General features: G+C 75.4%; 10 protein-coding genes and 1 pseudogene. All 11 read right to left on the bottom strand.

Annotation, left to right across the window (positions count from 1 at the left end):
• A pseudogene (locus AB0F03_RS32495) lies at positions 1-2,435 on the bottom strand (hypothetical protein); the annotation flags it as partial.
• Positions 2,432-2,812 carry a hypothetical protein gene (locus AB0F03_RS32490; protein WP_361998626.1) on the bottom strand — a complete coding sequence of 127 codons (381 nt, stop codon included), beginning with the start codon at positions 2,810-2,812 and terminating at the stop codon, positions 2,432-2,434. The gene AB0F03_RS32490 and the pseudogene AB0F03_RS32495, both read right to left, overlap by 4 nt.
• 102 nt (positions 2,813-2,914) lie before the next feature.
• Positions 2,915-3,370, bottom strand: a complete 456-nt coding sequence (locus AB0F03_RS32485) for a YbaB/EbfC family nucleoid-associated protein (protein WP_361998624.1) — start codon at positions 3,368-3,370, stop codon at positions 2,915-2,917.
• 156 nt (positions 3,371-3,526) lie between these two features.
• Positions 3,527-4,147, bottom strand: a complete 621-nt coding sequence (locus AB0F03_RS32480) for a type VII secretion system-associated protein (RefSeq protein ID WP_361998621.1) — start codon at positions 4,145-4,147, stop codon at positions 3,527-3,529.
• A gap of 124 nt (positions 4,148-4,271) precedes the next feature.
• Positions 4,272-7,943, bottom strand: a complete 3,672-nt coding sequence (locus AB0F03_RS32475) for a hypothetical protein (protein ID WP_361998619.1) — start codon at positions 7,941-7,943, stop codon at positions 4,272-4,274.
• A gap of 142 nt (positions 7,944-8,085) precedes the next feature.
• The gene (locus AB0F03_RS32470; RefSeq protein WP_361998616.1) at positions 8,086-8,589 is read right to left on the bottom strand and encodes a hypothetical protein; all 504 of its coding nucleotides are present in this window, start codon (positions 8,587-8,589) and stop codon (positions 8,086-8,088) included.
• Between the two features lie 134 nt (positions 8,590-8,723).
• Entirely contained in the window at positions 8,724-9,017 is a 294-nt protein-coding gene (locus AB0F03_RS32465; protein WP_361998614.1) for a hypothetical protein, read from the bottom strand.
• A gap of 81 nt (positions 9,018-9,098) precedes the next feature.
• Positions 9,099-9,401, bottom strand: a complete 303-nt coding sequence (locus tag AB0F03_RS32460; protein ID WP_361998611.1) for a WXG100 family type VII secretion target — start codon at positions 9,399-9,401, stop codon at positions 9,099-9,101.
• Between the two features lie 326 nt (positions 9,402-9,727).
• A complete protein-coding gene (locus AB0F03_RS32455; protein ID WP_361998609.1) occupies positions 9,728-13,054 on the bottom strand; it encodes a right-handed parallel beta-helix repeat-containing protein in 3,327 nt (1,108 codons plus the stop codon).
• Positions 13,051-16,404, bottom strand: a complete 3,354-nt coding sequence (locus tag AB0F03_RS32450) for a hypothetical protein (protein WP_361998606.1) — start codon at positions 16,402-16,404, stop codon at positions 13,051-13,053. The genes AB0F03_RS32455 and AB0F03_RS32450 overlap by 4 nt, the downstream gene beginning before the upstream one ends.
• Positions 16,404-17,807, bottom strand: coding sequence for a type VII secretion protein EccB (gene eccB / locus AB0F03_RS32445; RefSeq protein ID WP_361998603.1), 1,404 nt, complete (start codon positions 17,805-17,807; stop codon positions 16,404-16,406). The genes AB0F03_RS32450 and eccB overlap by 1 nt, the downstream gene beginning before the upstream one ends.
• Positions 17,808-17,814 lie beyond the last annotated feature (7 nt).

Below are 17,814 nucleotides of genomic sequence, written 5' to 3'. Positions count from 1 at the left end.
CCCTCGGTACGCACGTCCGACACGGTCCGCCCCGCCACCACGGGCCGTCCGTCCCCGCCGCCGCGGACCACCGCGTCCGGCCGCACACCGACGCCCGGGCCCGCCCCTACGGGCTCCCCCGAGACACGTACACCCGAACCGGCCCCGTCGCCCACCCCTCCCGGACGCACTCCCCCACCGACACCCGCAGCCGCCTCGGCACGCGGCGCGGAGACCCCCACGCCCCCGGCGTCGGCACGCGCACCCGGTCCGCTCCCGGAAACCTCACGCCCCGGTCCCGGCTCCACCCCGGAGCGCCCAGCCGAGACAGATCCCTCACCCGGCCGCGCCCCGGCACCGGCGCCCGGTGCCGCCTCGGTACGGACCGCGGGAGTCCCGGTGCCGCCGGCAGCGGCTCCGGGCTGTTCGGTGACGGACGGCCTGGGGGTCACGGCGTTTCCGGCGGCGCCCGCAGGCGTCTCGGTGCCGCGCGTCAGGCCCTCCGGCCTTCCGGCAGCCGCCGGCACGGCATCGGTGGCACCGGGTCGCAGGCCGGACGCCGGTCCTCCACCGCTCGCGGCAGCCTCCCCGGCGGTGCGGGCCACCGTACGGCCCGGCACTTCACCCGCTCCGCCGGCGCCCGCATCCGCACCCTGGCCCGCTTCCGCGGGCCGGCCCGGCGCCACGCCGCCGCCGGTCGAGACACCCGCGTCCGCGGCGCGAACCCCGGTGGTCTCCCCGCCGGTGCCGACGGCCGTACGATCCGGCGCCACGTTCGCCTCGGCGGCCCCGGCGCGCTCGGGCCGCGTGACCACCGCGTCCGGCGCCACCGCCGTACCGCGCACAGCGGTGGCCCCGTCGCCGGCACCGTGGACCGTACGACCCGGCAGCTCCCCGGCACCGGCGCCCGCGTCCCGGCCCGGTGCCGCGGCGCCGCCGTCAACGGTCGCGGCACCCTCCGTCCGTACCGCCCCCGCGTCCGGCGCGGCTTCCGTACCGCCCGTCCTGACCACGGGCGGCGCAGCCGTTCCGGACGGTGTCCGGTCAGGGCCGGGTACGGCCCGTACCTGCTCGGGCGCCGCCGGATCGGCCGCCCCCGCGCGGCCTCCGGTGCCGCCCGCGGCCGTGGCGGGCTCGCTCTCGAAGCCGGGCAGGACCGCGGCTTCCCGCACGACCGGCGGCACGGCGGCGGTCACGGTGGGGTCCGGGGCGCCACCGGCGGCCTCCGGAGTCGTCCGCGAGGCACGGTTTCCGGCCGTGCCCGGTGCCTCGGCGCCACGTGCCGTCCCCGCGCCCGCAGGGACGGCTGTCGCGGGCGCGGCGACGGCGGTCTCAGGGGTGGACGACAGGGACGAGGCCGGCGGACGGTCGGCGGTGTGCTCACCGGGGCCGGACGACGGCGCCTCGGTCCGTACGGCACCGGGGGCGCCGGTCACCGTGTCCGGGCCGGGCGTCGCCGTGTTCCGTACGACGCCCGGCGTGCCCGTACCGGAGCCCGGGGCGGTCGGGGCGAGGTCCTTGCCGCCCGGGCCACCGGAGCCGCCACCGAGGACGGACAGCTCGGTGCTGTTCACGCCCTCGGGCGGGGTGAGTGGCGCCTTGGTGGACAGCGACTTGACCGCGTCGGCGAGCCCCTCCGTCGGTGTGGCGTCCTGCCTGCGGCCCCCCGCCGTGCCGGGGGCACCGAGCATGGCGCCGGCCGCACCGGCCAGAAACGCCAGTCCCAGGTCCTGCTCGGCGCCGAGCGCCGCGTTGACCGCCGCACCGCCGACCACGCCGGACACGCCGCCGATCGCGGTGCGTCCGATGAGCGAGTTGGCGAACTTGGGCACGAAGTGGGAGGCGACGCCGGATATCGCGCCGAACGCCGCGCCCCCGATGGCTCCGCCGAGGGCCATGTTCTTGATGGCGTTCGGGTCCAGGTGCTTGCGGGTGCCCTTGAGGATCTCGATGCCCTGGAGAAGCGTCTCCAGCCCCGTCATGGAGGCCGCGCCGACGGCCGCCGACATGAGCAGCCGTCGCAGGATCGCCTGGATCACCTGCCGTACGCCGGTGATCAGGGCGGGCACGGCGGCGAGCCCGAACAGCGTGTTCGCCAGGAAGGCCAGTTCGACGAGCATCCAGGCGAGCATCGCCTCGACCATGTAGGTGGCGTGCTCGACCTCCAGGGCGAACTCGTCACTCTTCAGGCGCAGTCCGTCGGCCGCCTTGGCCAGCGCGGGCAGCGTCGTGCCCAGCGCCCGCATGTACGCGTCGAACGCCTCGGCCGGCTCGCCGTTGACGTTGGACAGCACGGTGGTGCGGACGGCGTTGACCTCGCCCATCATGCCCTCGACCTGCCGGGCCAGGTTGCCCCAGACCTCGCCCTGCTGCCGCAGCAGGGCGGGATCGGCTTTCGGCAGCTCCGTGCCGGTGATGAGCGCGGCCCATCGAAGGGGCTCGGGGACGGGGCTCATGCGCGGCCGCCGCGCCCGCCACCGCCACCGCCGCCCCGGCCCTGGGTGCCGCCGAGCCGCCCGTTGAGCCGGCCCGTGGTCGACTTCGCCGCCTCGTTGGCGCGCGCGAGGACCTCCGCCATGCTCCGCAGGTTCTCGGCGGACGTGTCGAGCACCTCGCTCACCCCGCTGCCGGCCTTGATGATGTCCTCGGCGGCCGGGACGTAGCCGCTCGCGAACCGCTGACCGGGCTTGTCGTTCCCCCACGCCTTCGACCCGTCCGCGGCCAGCCGTGCCGCGGCCTGCTGGAAGGCCCCTCCCAGGCGTTCGGCCAGGGCTACGAGCGGCACGCTCGCGCGCTGGATGCCGTCGGGGTTGACGACGAACTTCTCAGGCATGGGAGGGCTCGTTTCTGGACGGACGGGTCAGGGAGTGGGCCGGTGGCCGGGCCTGCGGGCGTGGTGCGGACGGGCCGGGGCGCACGAGGCCGGCGGAACGGATCAGTTGCGTGCGATGCGGGGTCCTTCACCGATCCGGCGCCCCACGCGCCCCTGGTCCACGTACTCCCGCACCCCGTCGGGCATGGCCGGCTCCGGCGGCATCAGCTGCGCCACATCGGCCGTACCCCGCAGCAGTTGGGCCGCGTCGATGCCGTCGGGCAGGTGCGGGGCCATGACCTCGGCGAGGGCGGCGGTGGCCTTCCCCCGAGCCTCATGGACGGTGGAGACCACCAGATCCGCCAGCTCCTTGGGGGCCATGTTGCGGTAGGCACCGGTGGGGAACTCCACGGACAGCACCTCACCCTGCGGGCCGACCGTGACCTTCATGGCCTGCGCCTTGGCCGTGGCGGTGCCCGTCACCTCGCGCATGCGGCGCTGGAGTTCACCGACCTGCGCCAGCTGGGCCTGGTAACCCGCTCGCAGTTCCTCGATCTGCTCGTCGAACGGCGTGGACACCTGCGCGCTCCTCATGCGGTCGGACACTGCGTTCGCAGCATCTGGTGCGTTCACTCAAACACGGCCGGGGGTCGGAGAGAACCGCAGCTCATGAGGCGTGCCCGCACGAACACCCGCGTTGTCCGAACAGACGCGGGCCGTGCGGGAGCGGAAGGTTCAGTCGGGCTCCCCGGGCCGGGCCAGGGCATCGAGGAGCGGTTGTGTCTCCACCGCGAGGGAGACGGCGCCGGCCGGGTTGAGGTAGAGCAGGTGGTCGGGCGGGAGGAGCGCGACGACGTCCCGGCAGGGCAGCACCTGGTACGCCAGCCGGCCGGCCGCGTCCACCTGGGGCTGGGCGGTGAAGGCGGGCAGCACCGGGGTGCCCTCCGGTGTCACGGTGGTGACGACCGCGCCGTCGGGACGGACGAGCACCGCGAGTTCACTGCCGGCGAGGGCCCGTACGACCTCCTCGGGGCGGCCGTAGCCGGTGGCGGCCCGCTGCACCGCGTGGTCCGTCGGGTCCGTGGGCGGGGCCCAGCCCAGCGCGGCGGGTGAGGGGCGGTAGGTGTCGTTCTCCTGCCACTCGACGATCTCCCCGGTGGCGTCCGAGCGCCACCGGCCGATGACGGCCCAGCCAGGCGGCGGTCCCTCCGTCTCCTCCCAGGCCGGGTCGACCATCCCCAACCAGTGGTCGGGAGCCTGGCGTGCGGCCTCCCGGATGTCCTCGGGCGGTTCCGGCAGGGCCGGTTCGGCGGGTGCGGCGGGTGCGGCGGTACGTGTGGTGCTGCTGTCGCTCATGGGTCCGTTTCCTGGGCGGCCGGGGACGGCCGGTGTGCGGATGAGGCGGGGTGAGCCGCCCGTGCCGGACGGCGGGCGGCCGTCCGGCACGGCACGGGTGAGGAACACGCCGTCCGGGCGGCGCCTAACCGATGGAGTCCGGTACGACGGGGCGGGTGCCCCAGGTCGAGGCGTCCTGGGTCAGCAGGCCGACCATGCCCTGGTCCTCGGCGTCGTCGTCCTCCTGCTCGCCGTCCGCGCCGGGTCCCGCGCCCGTGGCCTCCGGCTCGTCCGGCAGCTCGCCGCCCCCGTTGCCGCAGCGGATCTCGACGTCGGGAGCGGTGCCCGGGGCCGACCCGCCCTGGGCGGTCGTGGCGGCCCGGGCGGCAGGCCGCCAGGTGGTCAGCTCCGGCTCGGCGAAGGGAGCGGTGCCCGGGTCCACCGTGCGCTCGGCCGTACGGACGGCCCCCGCGCCCTCCGCGTCCCAGACGGCCGGCGCGGCGACCGCGTACCCGGAGGTGCTCTCCTGGTGCCCGGCGTCGGCCGAGCCCTGGCCGGCGAACGCGAGCATCAGCATGCCGAAGCCGGCCGCCGCCACGTCCCAGGTGGCGGTGTCGTCCGCGGCCTCGCTCTGCGCCAGCACCGGGACACGGTCGTCGGGCAGGTCCGGCAGTGCGGCGGACTCCGCCGGTACGCCGGGTGCCGCCTCCAACGTCTGCGCTCCCGGGGTGGTCGCGGCGGACGTCCACGCGGCCGAGGGAGCCGGAACGCCGGCCGGGAGGGCCGTGGGCTGCGGCTCCTGCGGTGCGGCGGGAACCGGCGGGGCCGCCGTCTCCGCGTCCCGGCCGGACGACCACACAGCCGCCGAGCCGCCCGTCAGCGCGGACGACGCGGTGGTTTCGCCCACCGTGTCATACGTGCCCGCCCGCCGGCCTTCCGTGCCGCCGCGCGCCGCCGGGGCCACCGGCAGGGGCAGTACCGGTACGGGCGTTGCCGGCGAGGTGGCGGCCGTGCCCGACAGGGTGGAACCACCGGACGGCGCGCCGGCCACCGGGGTGGCTTCCGCCTCGGCGTCCGCTTCCGCATCGCCGGTCCATGGCGTGGCAGCCGCCTCCAGCAGCCCGGAGGAGTCTGGCCGTTCGCCCTGCGAGGCGCCCGCGGTCCCGGCGCCCGCCGCCCCCGTGCCCGGCATCATCGGCATGTACGGCGTCCCGGCGCCCGCCCCAGCCGTCTCGCCCGCGCCCGGTACCCCGGACGACGACAGCGTCGCCGCCTCCGGGGTCCGAGCGGCCTCCTGCCCCGTGTCCAGTCCCGACAGGCCCGCACCACCGGCCGCCGCACCCGCCACCGGCTCCACCTCCGGCAGACCACCCAGCTCGCCAGCACCGGCCCACGGCCTCACCTCACCACCCAACAAACCAGAGGCATCCGGCCGTTCAGCCCCCGCGGACCCCTGCCCACCAGCCCCCGACGACCCCATACCCGGAGCCATCGGCATCATCGGCATTCCGGCACCCGCCCCACCGCTCTCCCCCACACCCGGCACCCCCGACGACACCGCCCCCGGCACCTCCGCAAGACCCGCGACCGGCTCCACCGCACCCAGCCCCGACAGCCCCGCACCACCGGCCGACACACCCGCCACCGGCTCCACCTCCGGCAGACCACCCAGCTCGCCAGCACCGGCCCACGGCCTCACCTCACCACCCAACAAACCAGAGGCATCCGGCCGTTCAGCCCCCGCAGACCCCTGCCCACCAGCCCCCGGCGACCCCATACCCGGAGCCATCGGCATCATCGGCATTCCGGCACCCGCCCCACCGCTCTCCCCCGCACCCGGCACCCCCGACGACGACACCGCCCCCGGCACCTCCGCAAGACCCGCGACCGGCTCCACCGCACCCAGCCCCGACAGCCCCGCACCACCGGCCGACACACCCGCCACCGGCTCCACCTCCGGCAGACCACCCAGCTCGCCAGCACCGGCCCACGGCCTCACCTCACCACCCAACAAACCAGAGGCATCCGGCCGTTCAGCCCCCGCAGACCCCTGCCCACCAGCCCCCGACGACCCCATACCCGGAGCCATCGGCATCATCGGCATCCCGGCACCCCCGGTGGAACCCGACGCCGTGGCGTCGGGCAGGCCCGGTGCGGAGACGAGGCCGGAGGACGGCATCGCGGAGGGCGTGCCGAGGCCGGGGGCACCGCTCACAAGGTCGCTCGGCAGCGCCGCGGCTCCGGTGCCGCCGACGGTCCCGATCTCCGGCGTACCGATCGTTCCGGCCTCCGGAACGCCGACGCCGCCGGTCTCCGGAAGAGCGGTCCCCGTACCGCCGGTTCCCAGCTGCGGCGTCTGGGCGCCGCCGGTCCAGGCCGAGACGGGTTCGGTCAGGCTCTGGCCCGCCGTCGAGTTGCCGGGGCTTCCCGCCGACGGCGTGGTCACGGAGCCGAATCCGGGCAGGGGAAGGGCACTGCCGGCACCCGTGCCGGTGCCCGTGGACGGGTCGGGGAGGCCGGTCGAACCGGTGCCCGTGGAGCCCGGGAACGGGTCGGGGACGCCGGTCGAACCTGTGCCCGTGGAGCCGGGGAACGGGTCGGGGACGCCGATCGAACCGGTGCCCGTGGAGCCGGGGAACGGCTCGACCGTGCCGGTGCCGCCGCCCGTTCCCGTGCCACCGGTCCCGGTGGGCAGGTCGGGCATCGTGGCACCCCCGGTGAACGGGTCCACGGAACCGCCCGGGGTGCCGGTGTTCCCCGTACCCGTGTCGGGGATGTTCAGCTCCGGCGAAGCAGCCCCGCCGTTCCCGGCCCCCGTGCTCCCGGCCGAGGTGCCACCGGGGAAGGGGGAGATCGTTCCGGTGCCTCCGAGGTCCCCGGTTCCTCCTCCGCCGGTCGTGGGCAGGTCGGGCAGGGAGGTGCCGCCGGGGAACGGCGACGGCGAACCCGTACCGCCTCCTCCCCCGCCACCGGTGTTCAGCGAGCTGAGGTCCGGTGTGGACGCACCACCGCCCGACCCCCCTCCCAGCTTGCTCAGGTCGGGACCGCCGCTGCCGCCTCCCGTGTTCGTGTCGGGATGGAGGTCGGGCAGCTTGGTGTCGTCCTTGCCGCCGCTGCCACCGCCCGTGCCGTCGGGGTTCTTGGTCGGCGAGACCACCGGCTTGGGCTGCACACGGCCGAGGTTCTGGCTCACCTGGGCGTAGTTGGAGGCGAGCTTCTTCAGCTCGGCCCGCATGTCGTCCGTCATCATCTGCACCAGCTCGGGCTTCTGGCTGATCGGCATGAGGCCGTTGGCCATGGGCTTGACGCCGAGCCGGGCGGCCTGGTTGGCGTACCAGGCGTCGATGGAGTGGATGTTGGCCTGGGCGACCGACAGCGCGTTGGCGCTCCAGACGAGGTTCTGGGCGACCGAACTGCCGGTGGAACCGCCCCCCAGGGCTTCGGCGTTCGAGGCGACCTGCTTGGAGAACGTGGTCATCGCGTCCATGAAGGCGTCCGCCGCGCCGCCCTGCCAGGGCGCGCCGTTGCCGCCGGCCAGGGCCTTGGCCTGGTCGGCCAGGCTCTTGGCGACCATCGCCATGACCTCCTGCACGAACTGGAAGTCGTTCGCCGCCTTCACCAGGGTCTGCGGTGAGGACACCGACGACGCGCGCCCGTCGCCGCCCTCACCGGGCACCAGGGCGGAGCCGCCCGTGATGGCCGCCATGATCTGCTTCCAGTCCCAGCCGTCGTAGTCGGACGGTGAGCCCTGGACCGTGGGGTCGGCGTAGATCCCGGTGCCGTCGTCGTGGAATCCACCCTGGTTGTAGTCCGGCATAAGCCTGCGCTCTCGTCTGGGGCCTCGGCCTCCGGCACGCGAGCACGACGACGCGGAGGGACCGAGCGCTGATTACGTCCATGCCTGAGCCGCTGTGGGCGGCACCGGTGCCCGGTGCCGCCCACAGCGGCGGGTACATCGATTACGTTGTGCTGCCACTGCCGGTGTTGTTGCCGCCACCGGAGCCCGAACCACCCGACGAACCGCCGGTGGAGCCGGCGGTCGCACCGCTGTCGGTGCCCAGCCGCTGGAAGTCCGCCAGGGCGTCACTCAGCAGTTCCTGGAGGTCGCTGGTCTTCATCTTGGCGAGCTGGGAGGCCGTCGTGTATTTCTTGCTGACGGAGTGCATTCCGTCGCTGATGTCCTGGAGGCCTTCCGCGAGGTCGGCGAGGACGTTGTAGTACCGCTGCTGGAGGCCGCCGCCGCCGTTGGCACCCGAGGTGTTGGACCGCAGCTGGTAGGCGTCGTAGAAGGCGCCCGGGTGCACCACGGAGGCCGAGCCGGACGCCATCCGGTTGCGTGCCTCGATGACCCGCGGCACGAGTGCGGCGACGTTCTTGGCGAACTGGTCCATGGAGGCCGTGTTCACGGCTTCCTTGCCGGAGCCGCCCCCGCCGGTCCTGGGGACGGGCGGCGCAGCCGGCACGCCGCCACTGTCGGGGTTGTTGACCGTGTCCGGCTTGTGAACGGTCGTGGGGTCCCAGGCCTGCGGCGGCCCGGGGTCCGGAGCGGGGTCCTTCCCCCCGGGGGTGTCGGGTCGGACCGGTATGGCTGCCACGATCAGCCGCCCCAGGTCTTGACGCCGTAGTTATGGGCCTGGAGGTACTCCTCCCGGCACTGTGTGGCGGCCTTCTGGGCGGCCTCGGCCTGCGCCTGCATCTCGGCGACGGTCTGGTTCCAGTTGATCTTGTGCTGGTCGAACAGTTCCTTGACGTCACTGACCCAGCCGGTGAGCGCCTTGGTGTTGCCGCCGGCGAACTGCTGGTTGAGCTCGTTGATCTCCGACTGTACAGTGCTCAACTGTGTCAGCGTCTCGTTGAAGGCCTGCCAGTCGACCCCATAGGTCTCGGCCATGTGTATCTCCTCGATGAGTGGCGCGCAGTGCTCCTACGGGTGCGTTCCCGGCACCGCGCGAAAGCCGGTGGGATCGGCCGGTCAGAAGCCCTTGAGCTTGACGGGCGCTACGGTCGCGCTGGCCAGGGAGGTGGCGGTCTGCGTGGTCGCCTGGTGCGCCTGGGTCTGGGCGTTCCCCGTCCCGATGATGCGCTGGTGCATCTCGTCGAGGACCGAGCCGACCTTCTGGTAGTTGGCCATCCATCCTTCCAGGGCCTGCTGGAACGCGGTGCCGGCCTCACCCCGCCACCCCTGCTCCGCCCTGCTGGCCAGCTCCCTCATACGCTGGTAGGACGCCCTGTGATTCTCCAGAGTCTGCAGGTGGACCTGTGCAGACTGCTGCATTCCAAGTAGGTCTACGGCCTCGTTGGGCGATGCCATACCGATTCCTCCAGTCAGCTCGAGAGTGCCGCGAAGCTCGTTGCCCGCGTGTTTCCATCCTGTTCGCCGACCGCGCCGAAGCACAGCGGCAGATGCCTGTCCTGCCCGGTGTGACAGGCTCTCTGCCCGTGCGCTCCGGCGCCGGAGCACGCGCGTCGGCGGCGTTGTCGTCGGTTGAAGACGCTCCGCGTCGCCGCCCTCCTCCGCCTCGCGGCCACACGCACCGGACCCCGCTCAACCCCGCTGACAGGCACCGTCGACACCCCGCGCCCTGATCCGACCGACGCACCCTAGGCGGGGACCGTCGTCGTCTCCGGCGCGTCGTCCAGGGCGTCCTCGTCGAGCGAGTCGAGCAGGCCGGACACGTCGGTGCCGCGCAGGACGCGCGAGACCGCCAGATCGGCCAGCCGGTCGGCGAAGGCGTGCGCGTCGAAGGCCCCGCGCGCCGCGGGAGACCGGGTGAAGTGCTCGGCCAGGGCCTCGAGCATCCCGTCGCCGGCCTCCAGACCGGACGCCGTCAGCCGCCGTACGGCCAGTAGCGCCAGTTCCCCGGGCGAGTACGGCGCGAAATCGATCCGCCCCGCGAAGGCACCGGCCAGATCGGCTCCCGGCGCGGTGCCCAGGAAACCGGCCAGCGGACCGGGCTCGCCGGAGAGGACCAGCACGACATCGTCCTGGACCGCGGCCATGTCCCGTACCGCGGTGACCAGCGCGGTGCGCTCGGGGAGCGTGCGGGCACCGAAGGACTCGTCGAGTTCCAGCACCAGTACACCGCCCGCCGCCTCGTCGAACGCGGTCAGCACATTGGCCTCCGCCTGGCCGGGCCAGCGGGCCGGCCAGGCGGACAGCGGCGCCCGGTGCACCGTACCGGTGGGCAGCAGGCCGAGTTCGGCCAGCGCCCGGGCGTACAGCACCGCCACCGCGTCCCGGCCGCTGCCCTCGGGACCGGCGAACACCAGGTTGGCCCGTCCGGCCGGCGCCTCGCCGCCACCGCGCGGCGTCACCAGTGCCGCCAGGCGCTCCTGGAGCGTCCGGCGCGCGTCGTCCAGGCCGACGAGCCCGGCGATGCGGGCGATGGCGCGGCCGGCCGCGGCGTCCGGCGGAGCCTGGCCCGGCGCCGTGTCCACGGCGGCGCCGTCGTCCGGGCGGGCGGGGGCCCGGGGCACCGTTTCGACGTCGGCCTCGGTGAGCCGGCTCAGCTCGGAGTCGCTGCCCGGCTGGGAGACGGCGAGCCGCGACGCCTGTCTGTTGATCATCGATTCGAAGACCTGGCGGGCCACCCGGCCGTTGCCGAACGTGGGCCCCTTCGGGATGTGTGTGAAGTAGCGGCCCACCGCCTCCAGGGCTCCGTCGGTGAGTTCGTAGAAGTGCTTGCCGCACAGGCCCCGCACGATGGTGACCAGTTCCCCGACCGTGTAGTTGGGGAACTCCACCGTGCGGGAGAAGCGCGAGGCCATGCCGGGGTTGGAGGCCAGGAACTGGTCCATGTGCTCGGAGTAGCCGGCGGCGATGACCACGACCTCGTCGCGGTGGTCCTCCATGAGCTTCATCAGGGTCTCGACGGCCTCCTGACCGAAGTCCGGGCCGGTGCCCTTGGACTGGTTGGTCAGGGTGTACGCCTCGTCGATGAACAGCACACCGCCCAGAGCCCGCTTGAAGACCTCCGTGGTCTTGATGGCCGTACCGCCGATGATCTGGGCGACCAGGTCGGCGCGGGACACCTCCACCATGTGGCCCTGGGTGAGGATGCCGAGTTCGGCGAGGACGGCGCCGTAGAGACGGGCCACCGTGGTCTTGCCGGTGCCGGGTGGGCCGGCGAACACCAGGTGCCGGCTCATCGGCGGCATGGGCAGGCCCATCTCCTCGCGTCGACGGGCCATCTTGTTGAGGTTGATGAGGGCGGTGACCTCCTGTTTGACGCTCTCCAGGCCGACGAGCGCGTCCATCTCGGCCAGCGGGCCGGTGCCGGCGTGCCGCGCGGTGGGCTGCCCGTCCTGGCCGGAGGGGACGTTCCCGGCGTCCGACCAGCGGTGTCCCCCCTCCGGCTGCGCGGCCCCGCCGGCGTCCGCCCCGGTCACGTTCACGGCGTCGAGGCGGGGGTTCAGGCGCAGCTGGTGGAGTGCCTGGCCACCGTTGTCCCGCAGCTCGCAGTCCTGGATCCGCACCGGCTCCTCGGTGTTGGTGCGGATGCCGTCCCCGGTGTTGTCGAACACCACGCAGTGGGCGAGATCGGCGCGACCGCCGGCCTGGATGTGCACCCCGTGGCCGTGGGCGCCGTGGATCCGGCAGCCGACGGCCGTGAGGTCGCCACCGCCCGCGACCCGTACGCCGTCCGCTTCCGCCGCGACGACCTCGGTGTCCTTCAGCTCCGCCCGCGCGTCGGCTGCGACGAGCACTCCGCAGTCCCGCAGGACACACGCCTCGGCGACGGCGGTGGCCCCGGCGACCGCCAGGCCCGGGCCCCCCGAGGCGCCGAGGCGTACGCCGGTGAGCCGGGCGTTCGCGCCCTCGCGGACGTCGACGGCCGGGCCGGACCCGGCCGCCACCTCCGTGTCGCGCAGCGCCAGTCCGGCACCGCCGGCCACGCGGACGCCGGTGCCGCCGGAGACCGACAGCCCCTCACCCTCCACGGTGGCGCCGTCGGTGACCAGCAGTGCCTCGCCACTCGCGTCACTGACCCGGACCGACCGCAGCACGGGCCCGCTGCCGCCGTCCACCCGGATGCCGACGGGTGAGCTGGCCACCTGGCAGCCGTCCAGGTACGGCTTGGCGGACTCCGTGATCCGCACGCCGGTGCGAGCGGCTCCCGTCATCGCGCAGCCGCGCAGCGCCGGGGCCGAGCCACCGCCGACGAGGACGGACTCGGCGCCGGAGCCGGTGAACACACAGTCGGTGAGGACGACCTCGCCGCGGCTGGTGAGGTAGGCGTCGAGTCCCGCGCTGGCGGTCACGGTGACCGCGCGCATCTCGGCACCGCCGTTCTGCTCGACGACCAGGGCGGGCTGCCCGCTGGCGGTGATCTCGGTGGTCTCGACGACGGCTCGGGCGTTTCCGTTGACGCAGACGCCGTTGCCGCCGGGCTGCTCCAGGCGGCAGTCGCGCACGGTCAGCCGTCCGCGTTCGGCGACCACGATCGCGGAGGACAGGGTCTGGGCCACCGTGGTCTGTTCCACGACGTTGGCACCGGCCGACGTCACCACGATGCCCGCCCCGCCGGCTCCCGTCACCCGGCACGCGCGGGCGATGAGGGTCCCCCGCTGCCAGGCGAGGATCCCCGCCCAGGCGTCTCCGGAGACCGTGCACTGCTGGAGGGACGCCTCGCCGTGGCGTACCTCGACGACCGGGATCTGCTCGCTGCCGCCCTCCAGGGCGAGTCCGTTGAGCTGGGCTGCCTCGGCGGCGATCACCACCGCGCTGGCGGTGCCGCCGTCGACGCGGACGCTGCCCGCCTCGGAGCCGGCCGCCAGGGTGACGACCCGGTCGATGACGAGGGCCTCGCGGTAGGTGCCCGCGGAGATGGTGATGAGGGCGCCGTCGGCGGCGTCGGCCAGGGCCTGCCCGATGGTGCGGTAGGGCGCGGAGCCGTCCTGGGAGACCAGCAGCATCTGCCGGCTCATGGTGTTGTCCTCTTTCCGGGTGGGGCGGGGGTCTGGATGGAGTCCGGGGGCGCTGGGAGGACGAGTCCGGGCGGGGCGGTGAACCGGACGGCCTGCTCGGGCGACAGCCGCGGGGCCGTCTCGGCCTCCCCTGCCTGCCAGGCCCGGTCCGCCTGTTCGAGCCCGGACAGGGCCATGTCGTCCAGCGCCGAGCGTCCGGTGTCGACCCGGCCGTCGGCGGAGATCTCCGAGGCGGACAGTTCGCGCAGCAGCACGGTGCGCCGGTCGCCGTCGCGGACCGCCAGCAGTTTGAAGGCCGTACCGGGCAGGAACAGCACGCGGGCCGGCTGGCCCGGGTCGAGCAGGGCGGTACGGCGCGCGGTCATCGACCAGATCAGGAGGTCGGTGTCGCCGGGGACCTCCGGTGCGGCGGCGGTCAGCGCCCAGCAGAACGCCCATTCGGTGACGAGGGTGCGGCGCCGGTACCAGTCCCACTCGGCGCTGCCGAGGGCGGCGCGCAGGACGGTGGCGCCCCGGTAGGAGGGCAGCCTGCGCAGTCCCGCGGCCACACAGCGGGCGAGCGGGACGTGCGGGCCCACGGTCGCCCCCCGGATCTGACGGTCGAGCAGGGCGCTGTCGCCGCGCAGGTAGAGGCGGGCCGCCACCAGGTCGGTGAGGATGTCCTCGGTGGGGGTCTGGGCGCTCCCGCGCAGTCCCGGCGCCTCGGAGAGGAGGCGGGCGACGGTGCCGGCGCCGTCGTTGTACTGCTGCCGGAAGGCGTTGCGCATCCACTCGCGTTCCCGGGCGATGCCCGTGCGGGGCGGCACCGCGCAGGCGGCCGGGCTCGGTACGGCCTGGACGCGCGCACCGGCCGCGCCCGGGGGCACCGGTCGCCCGCCGCCCACGGCCGGCGCCGTGTCCGGTGCCTGCTCGGGACCGCCGGTCAGGGCGTCGCCGTCCGGGGACGCCGGTTCGGTGGGGGCGGGGACGCCGGGGGACGGCGCGGATGCCGCCGGCGACGGGAGGGGGGTGGCCCGTGGGTACGCGTCGGCGCCCTCGTCCCGCCGCCCGGTGCCGGGCGCGCCGGGCGCCCCGCCGTCCGGGGTGGCGGGCTCGCGCACCGGGCCGGGGGTGGGGAGGCCGGGGGCCGAGACCAGCCTGACCGAGGGCAGGGGCGGCCCCGGGGGCAGGGAGCGGGCGGGCCGCCCGGCGGGCGGTACGCCGTCCGGGGCGGGACCGGCGGGCTCCTCCGGCGGGATCGGCGGGCCCGGTGGGGTCCGCTCCGCGGAACCGGCGGACGCGGGCGCACCGCGCCCGTCCGCGCAGGCGCCGGGGAACGGTGCGGCGGTGGCCCCCGCCACCGGGCCCGGCCCGTGCGCGCCGGGCCCGGCAGCACCGAAGAAGGCACCGGCAGTGCCCGCCTGCGCGGACTCCCGCGCCTCGGCGGCATCCCCGGACCGGGCGGCTCCGGACCCCGCCGCGCCAAAGGCCCCACCGGCAGAACCCGCCTGCGCGGACTCCCGCGCCTGGGCCGCATCCCCGGACCGGGCGGCTCCGGGCCCCCCCGCGCCAAAGGCCCCACCGGCAGAACCCGCCTGCGCGGACTCCCACACCTCGGCGGCATCCCCCGTCCCGGCAGCAACGCGGGCTCCGAACCCCGCCGCACCGAAAGACGCACCAGCAGGACCCGCCTGCGCGGACTCCCGCGCCTGGGCGGTATCCCCGGTCGGGGCGGCTCCGGGCCCGGCCGTACCGAGGGGTGGAAGCGGCCCCCGGTCCCCCGCGGGGGCCGGGCCGGTGGTGCTCGCCGTCCCGGCGGGCGGCGTCGCCCCGGCCGTCGTGGCCGCGGCCGGGGCGGTGTCACCGTGTGTGGCCCCGGCCGGGGCCGTCCGGGGGGCCCGCTCGGCGGACGCGTCGCCGAGGACCGGTGCGGCGGTCGCCAACCGGACCCGCGGGCCGGTGGCCCGGGGTGCCGGAGCCGCCGCCGGGGCGGGGGCCGTCCCGGGCGCGGGGGCGGGCACGTCGGCTCCGTACGCGGCCGCGGTCGGCTCCGTGACCGTGCCGGTGGCTGCCTGCGCGGCGGGGCCCGGGGTCAGTTCGCGGGTCCTCGTCTGCCGGACCATCTGCGCCGCGGGCACCAGTCTGACCAGGGCACGCAGTGCGGGGTCGAGGCGTTGCAGCAGGCGCTCGGCGAGTTCGCGCATACGGCCGCCGGTGTGCGCGGCGGTACCGAGGACGACGTTGACGTGCCGGGCGGACGGCGCGGCCGAGCGGATGACGGCGGCCTCGTCCGGTTCCTCGGACGGACGCAGCCACAGGCCGCTGGGCACCACCTCCAGTACGGCCTCGTCGTACCGGTAGCGGCCGGGAGCGATCTCCGGCAGATCGCCGAACACCGGCCGGTGGCCGACCACCTGGGGGGAGGTCGGCCGCCCGCCGGTGAACCGGGCCGGGGTGAAGCGCAGTTGCCGGGCGAAGGCCGCCCAGCCCGGGGAGCCGTCGGCGTCCAGGGCGTGGACCTCGGGGGTGTCGTCCGTGGTGTGGCTCACCGGCAGGCCGTTGTCGAAGGTCACGGGGACATCGAGCCGGTCGGCCAGGGCCTGGCCGGGGCCGGGGCCGTCCGGTGCCGCGAGGGGCCCGTAGGCCACGAACCTCACCAGGTCGCGGGCGCCGGGCAGCAGCGAGTGCCAGAAGCGGGAGACGTCGTCCAGCGACAGGGCGTCCCCGCCCGGGCAGCCGAGGACGACGGTCAGCAGGTCGGGCCGGTACGCCAGCCGGGACACCAGCAGGCCCCGGTGGGGCGACAGCCCGTCCTCCCGGCCGCCGCCGTGCAGCCACACCCCGCTGGGCAAGGGATCGACCACGGCCCGGTCGCTGGTCCGCCAGGCCTCGTCGGAGACGGTGAACTCCCAGGCCGGTTTCGGGAAGCGGCGCGAGACGGGGGTGGGCGGCCGGCGCGGCAGCAGGCGTACCCAGCCCGGTCCGCGGCCGGCGGGGATGTAGAGCACACCGCCGGCCGCCGGGACCATCGCGCCGTCGGGCACGACGACCGCGCGATCGAGCCGGTCGGCGAGCCACTGACCGACGGGCACGATCCCGTCGGGCAGGGCGCGGCCCATGACCAGCCGGTAGCCGTCGGGGTGGCCGCGGCCCAGCAGCCGGGCGAGGACCGCCCAGGTGGCGTCGCCGGGGTCGGGGGGCAGATCGAGGACGACGACCTGGTGGTCGGGGTCGGCGGGCAGGCCCCCGGCGAAGGCGAGGGACTGTGCGTTCAGCTCGCCCTTGGGGTGGACGAGCAGCGTGTGGCCGACCCGGCGGGTGTCCAGGTCGAGTGCCTCCGCGTCCCGGCGGAGCCGGACTCCCAGTGCCATCAGTGGCCCGCTGCGGCGGTGGCGGACGGCGCGGGGGTACCGGACGGGTGGGCGGTCACGGCCGCCAGGGCGCCGGCGCGGGACAGTGCCGGGCCGGTGGGCAGGAGGTCGAGGACCGCCCGGGGCACGGGACGCGCCTGTCCGCCGCCGAAGCCCAGCGCGGACGCCGTGTCGAGGTCCGCCAGCGGGTACTTCACGCCCAGTTCGGTCACCAGGTACACCTGCGGGGCGACACCGCGCGGTGGCAGCGGGAGGGCCTGGGCCAGCAGTCCGTGGCCGACGGGGACGTCGACGGGCGGGGCCGTGGCGGCGGGGCGTTCCTCCAGGGTCACTGCGGTGTGCACCTCGGTGCCGCCGGTGACGTGCTGACGCAGGCACACGGCCGCGGCGCCCGGGCGCAGGACGGGGCCCGAGAGGAAGTCGGGCAGCCGGTGCAGCAGGGAACGGTCGGCCGAGCCGCCGGCGGCGGCGATGTCCCGGGGGGTCACCTCGCGGGGCTCGGCCGCGCCCTTGCTGGTCGCGAGCAGCTGGAACTCGGTACGGGTCAGTGCGGCCAGGCCGTCGGAGCGGAGCACGTAGAACTGTGCGGCGCCCTTGCCGTCCGCACCGGAGGTGAACACGTCGCCGATGCGGGCGGGCCGGTCACCGACACGGGGGCCCCGTCCGCCGCGGCCGGGCACGTCGGCGGCGCCCACGGTGGGTCCGGCGGGCAGCGCCGCGAGCCAGTCGCCGGGGACCGGGAGGGGGTCCAGCCCGTCCAGTTGCAGCGCGATGAGGGTGGAGCGTCCGCCGAGGCGGTACCGGACGCCGTTCCACAGGAGGTACTGGGTGCCGTCGGCGGCGCGCAGCAGGGCGCGCCGGCCGGTCACCGGGGCGCGCGCCGCCGGCCGGTCGCCGGGTGCGAAGTCCAGCGTCTCGCCCTTGTTCCGGCCCGGCGTCAGGCATCGGGTCCAGTCGCCGGTCAGCAGCGCCGTGGCCTCGGGTACGGAGTCCGGTGCGGCGGGGATGCCGATCTGCGCCCCACGGCGCACACCGGCCAGCGAGTTGCGGGAGACGGTGTGCACGCTGGTGCCACCGCCCCCGCCGGCGGCGCCCAGGAGTGCGGAGGCGTAGTTGGCCACCGGGTGCAGGACGCCGTCGACGTAGAGGAAGCGGGTTCCGGTCTCCTTCTCCACGACGATGGCGTTCGGTTTGGCCCAGGCGGTGTTGCCGCCCGGTTTGAGCAGTCCGTAGACGGCGAATCCGGCACAGGCGAGGACCGCGAGGAGAACTCCGAGTATCACGCCCAGGACGCTCCGGCGGGCCGGCGGTTCCCCCGTGGCGGGTTCTCCCGTCACCAGCGCGGCCGCGAGTCTTCCGGTGGCGAACTGGTACGCGTGGACGTGGTCACGACGGCTTTGCACGGGGTCC

Origin of the sequence: Streptomyces sp. NPDC028722 (assembly GCF_040637655.1) — a bacterium.
In the GTDB taxonomy this organism is placed as follows: Bacteria; Actinomycetota; Actinomycetes; order Streptomycetales; family Streptomycetaceae; genus Streptomyces.
The sequence above is the reverse complement of the archived record's forward strand: the minus strand, read 5'-3'. Positions and strand labels throughout refer to the sequence as shown.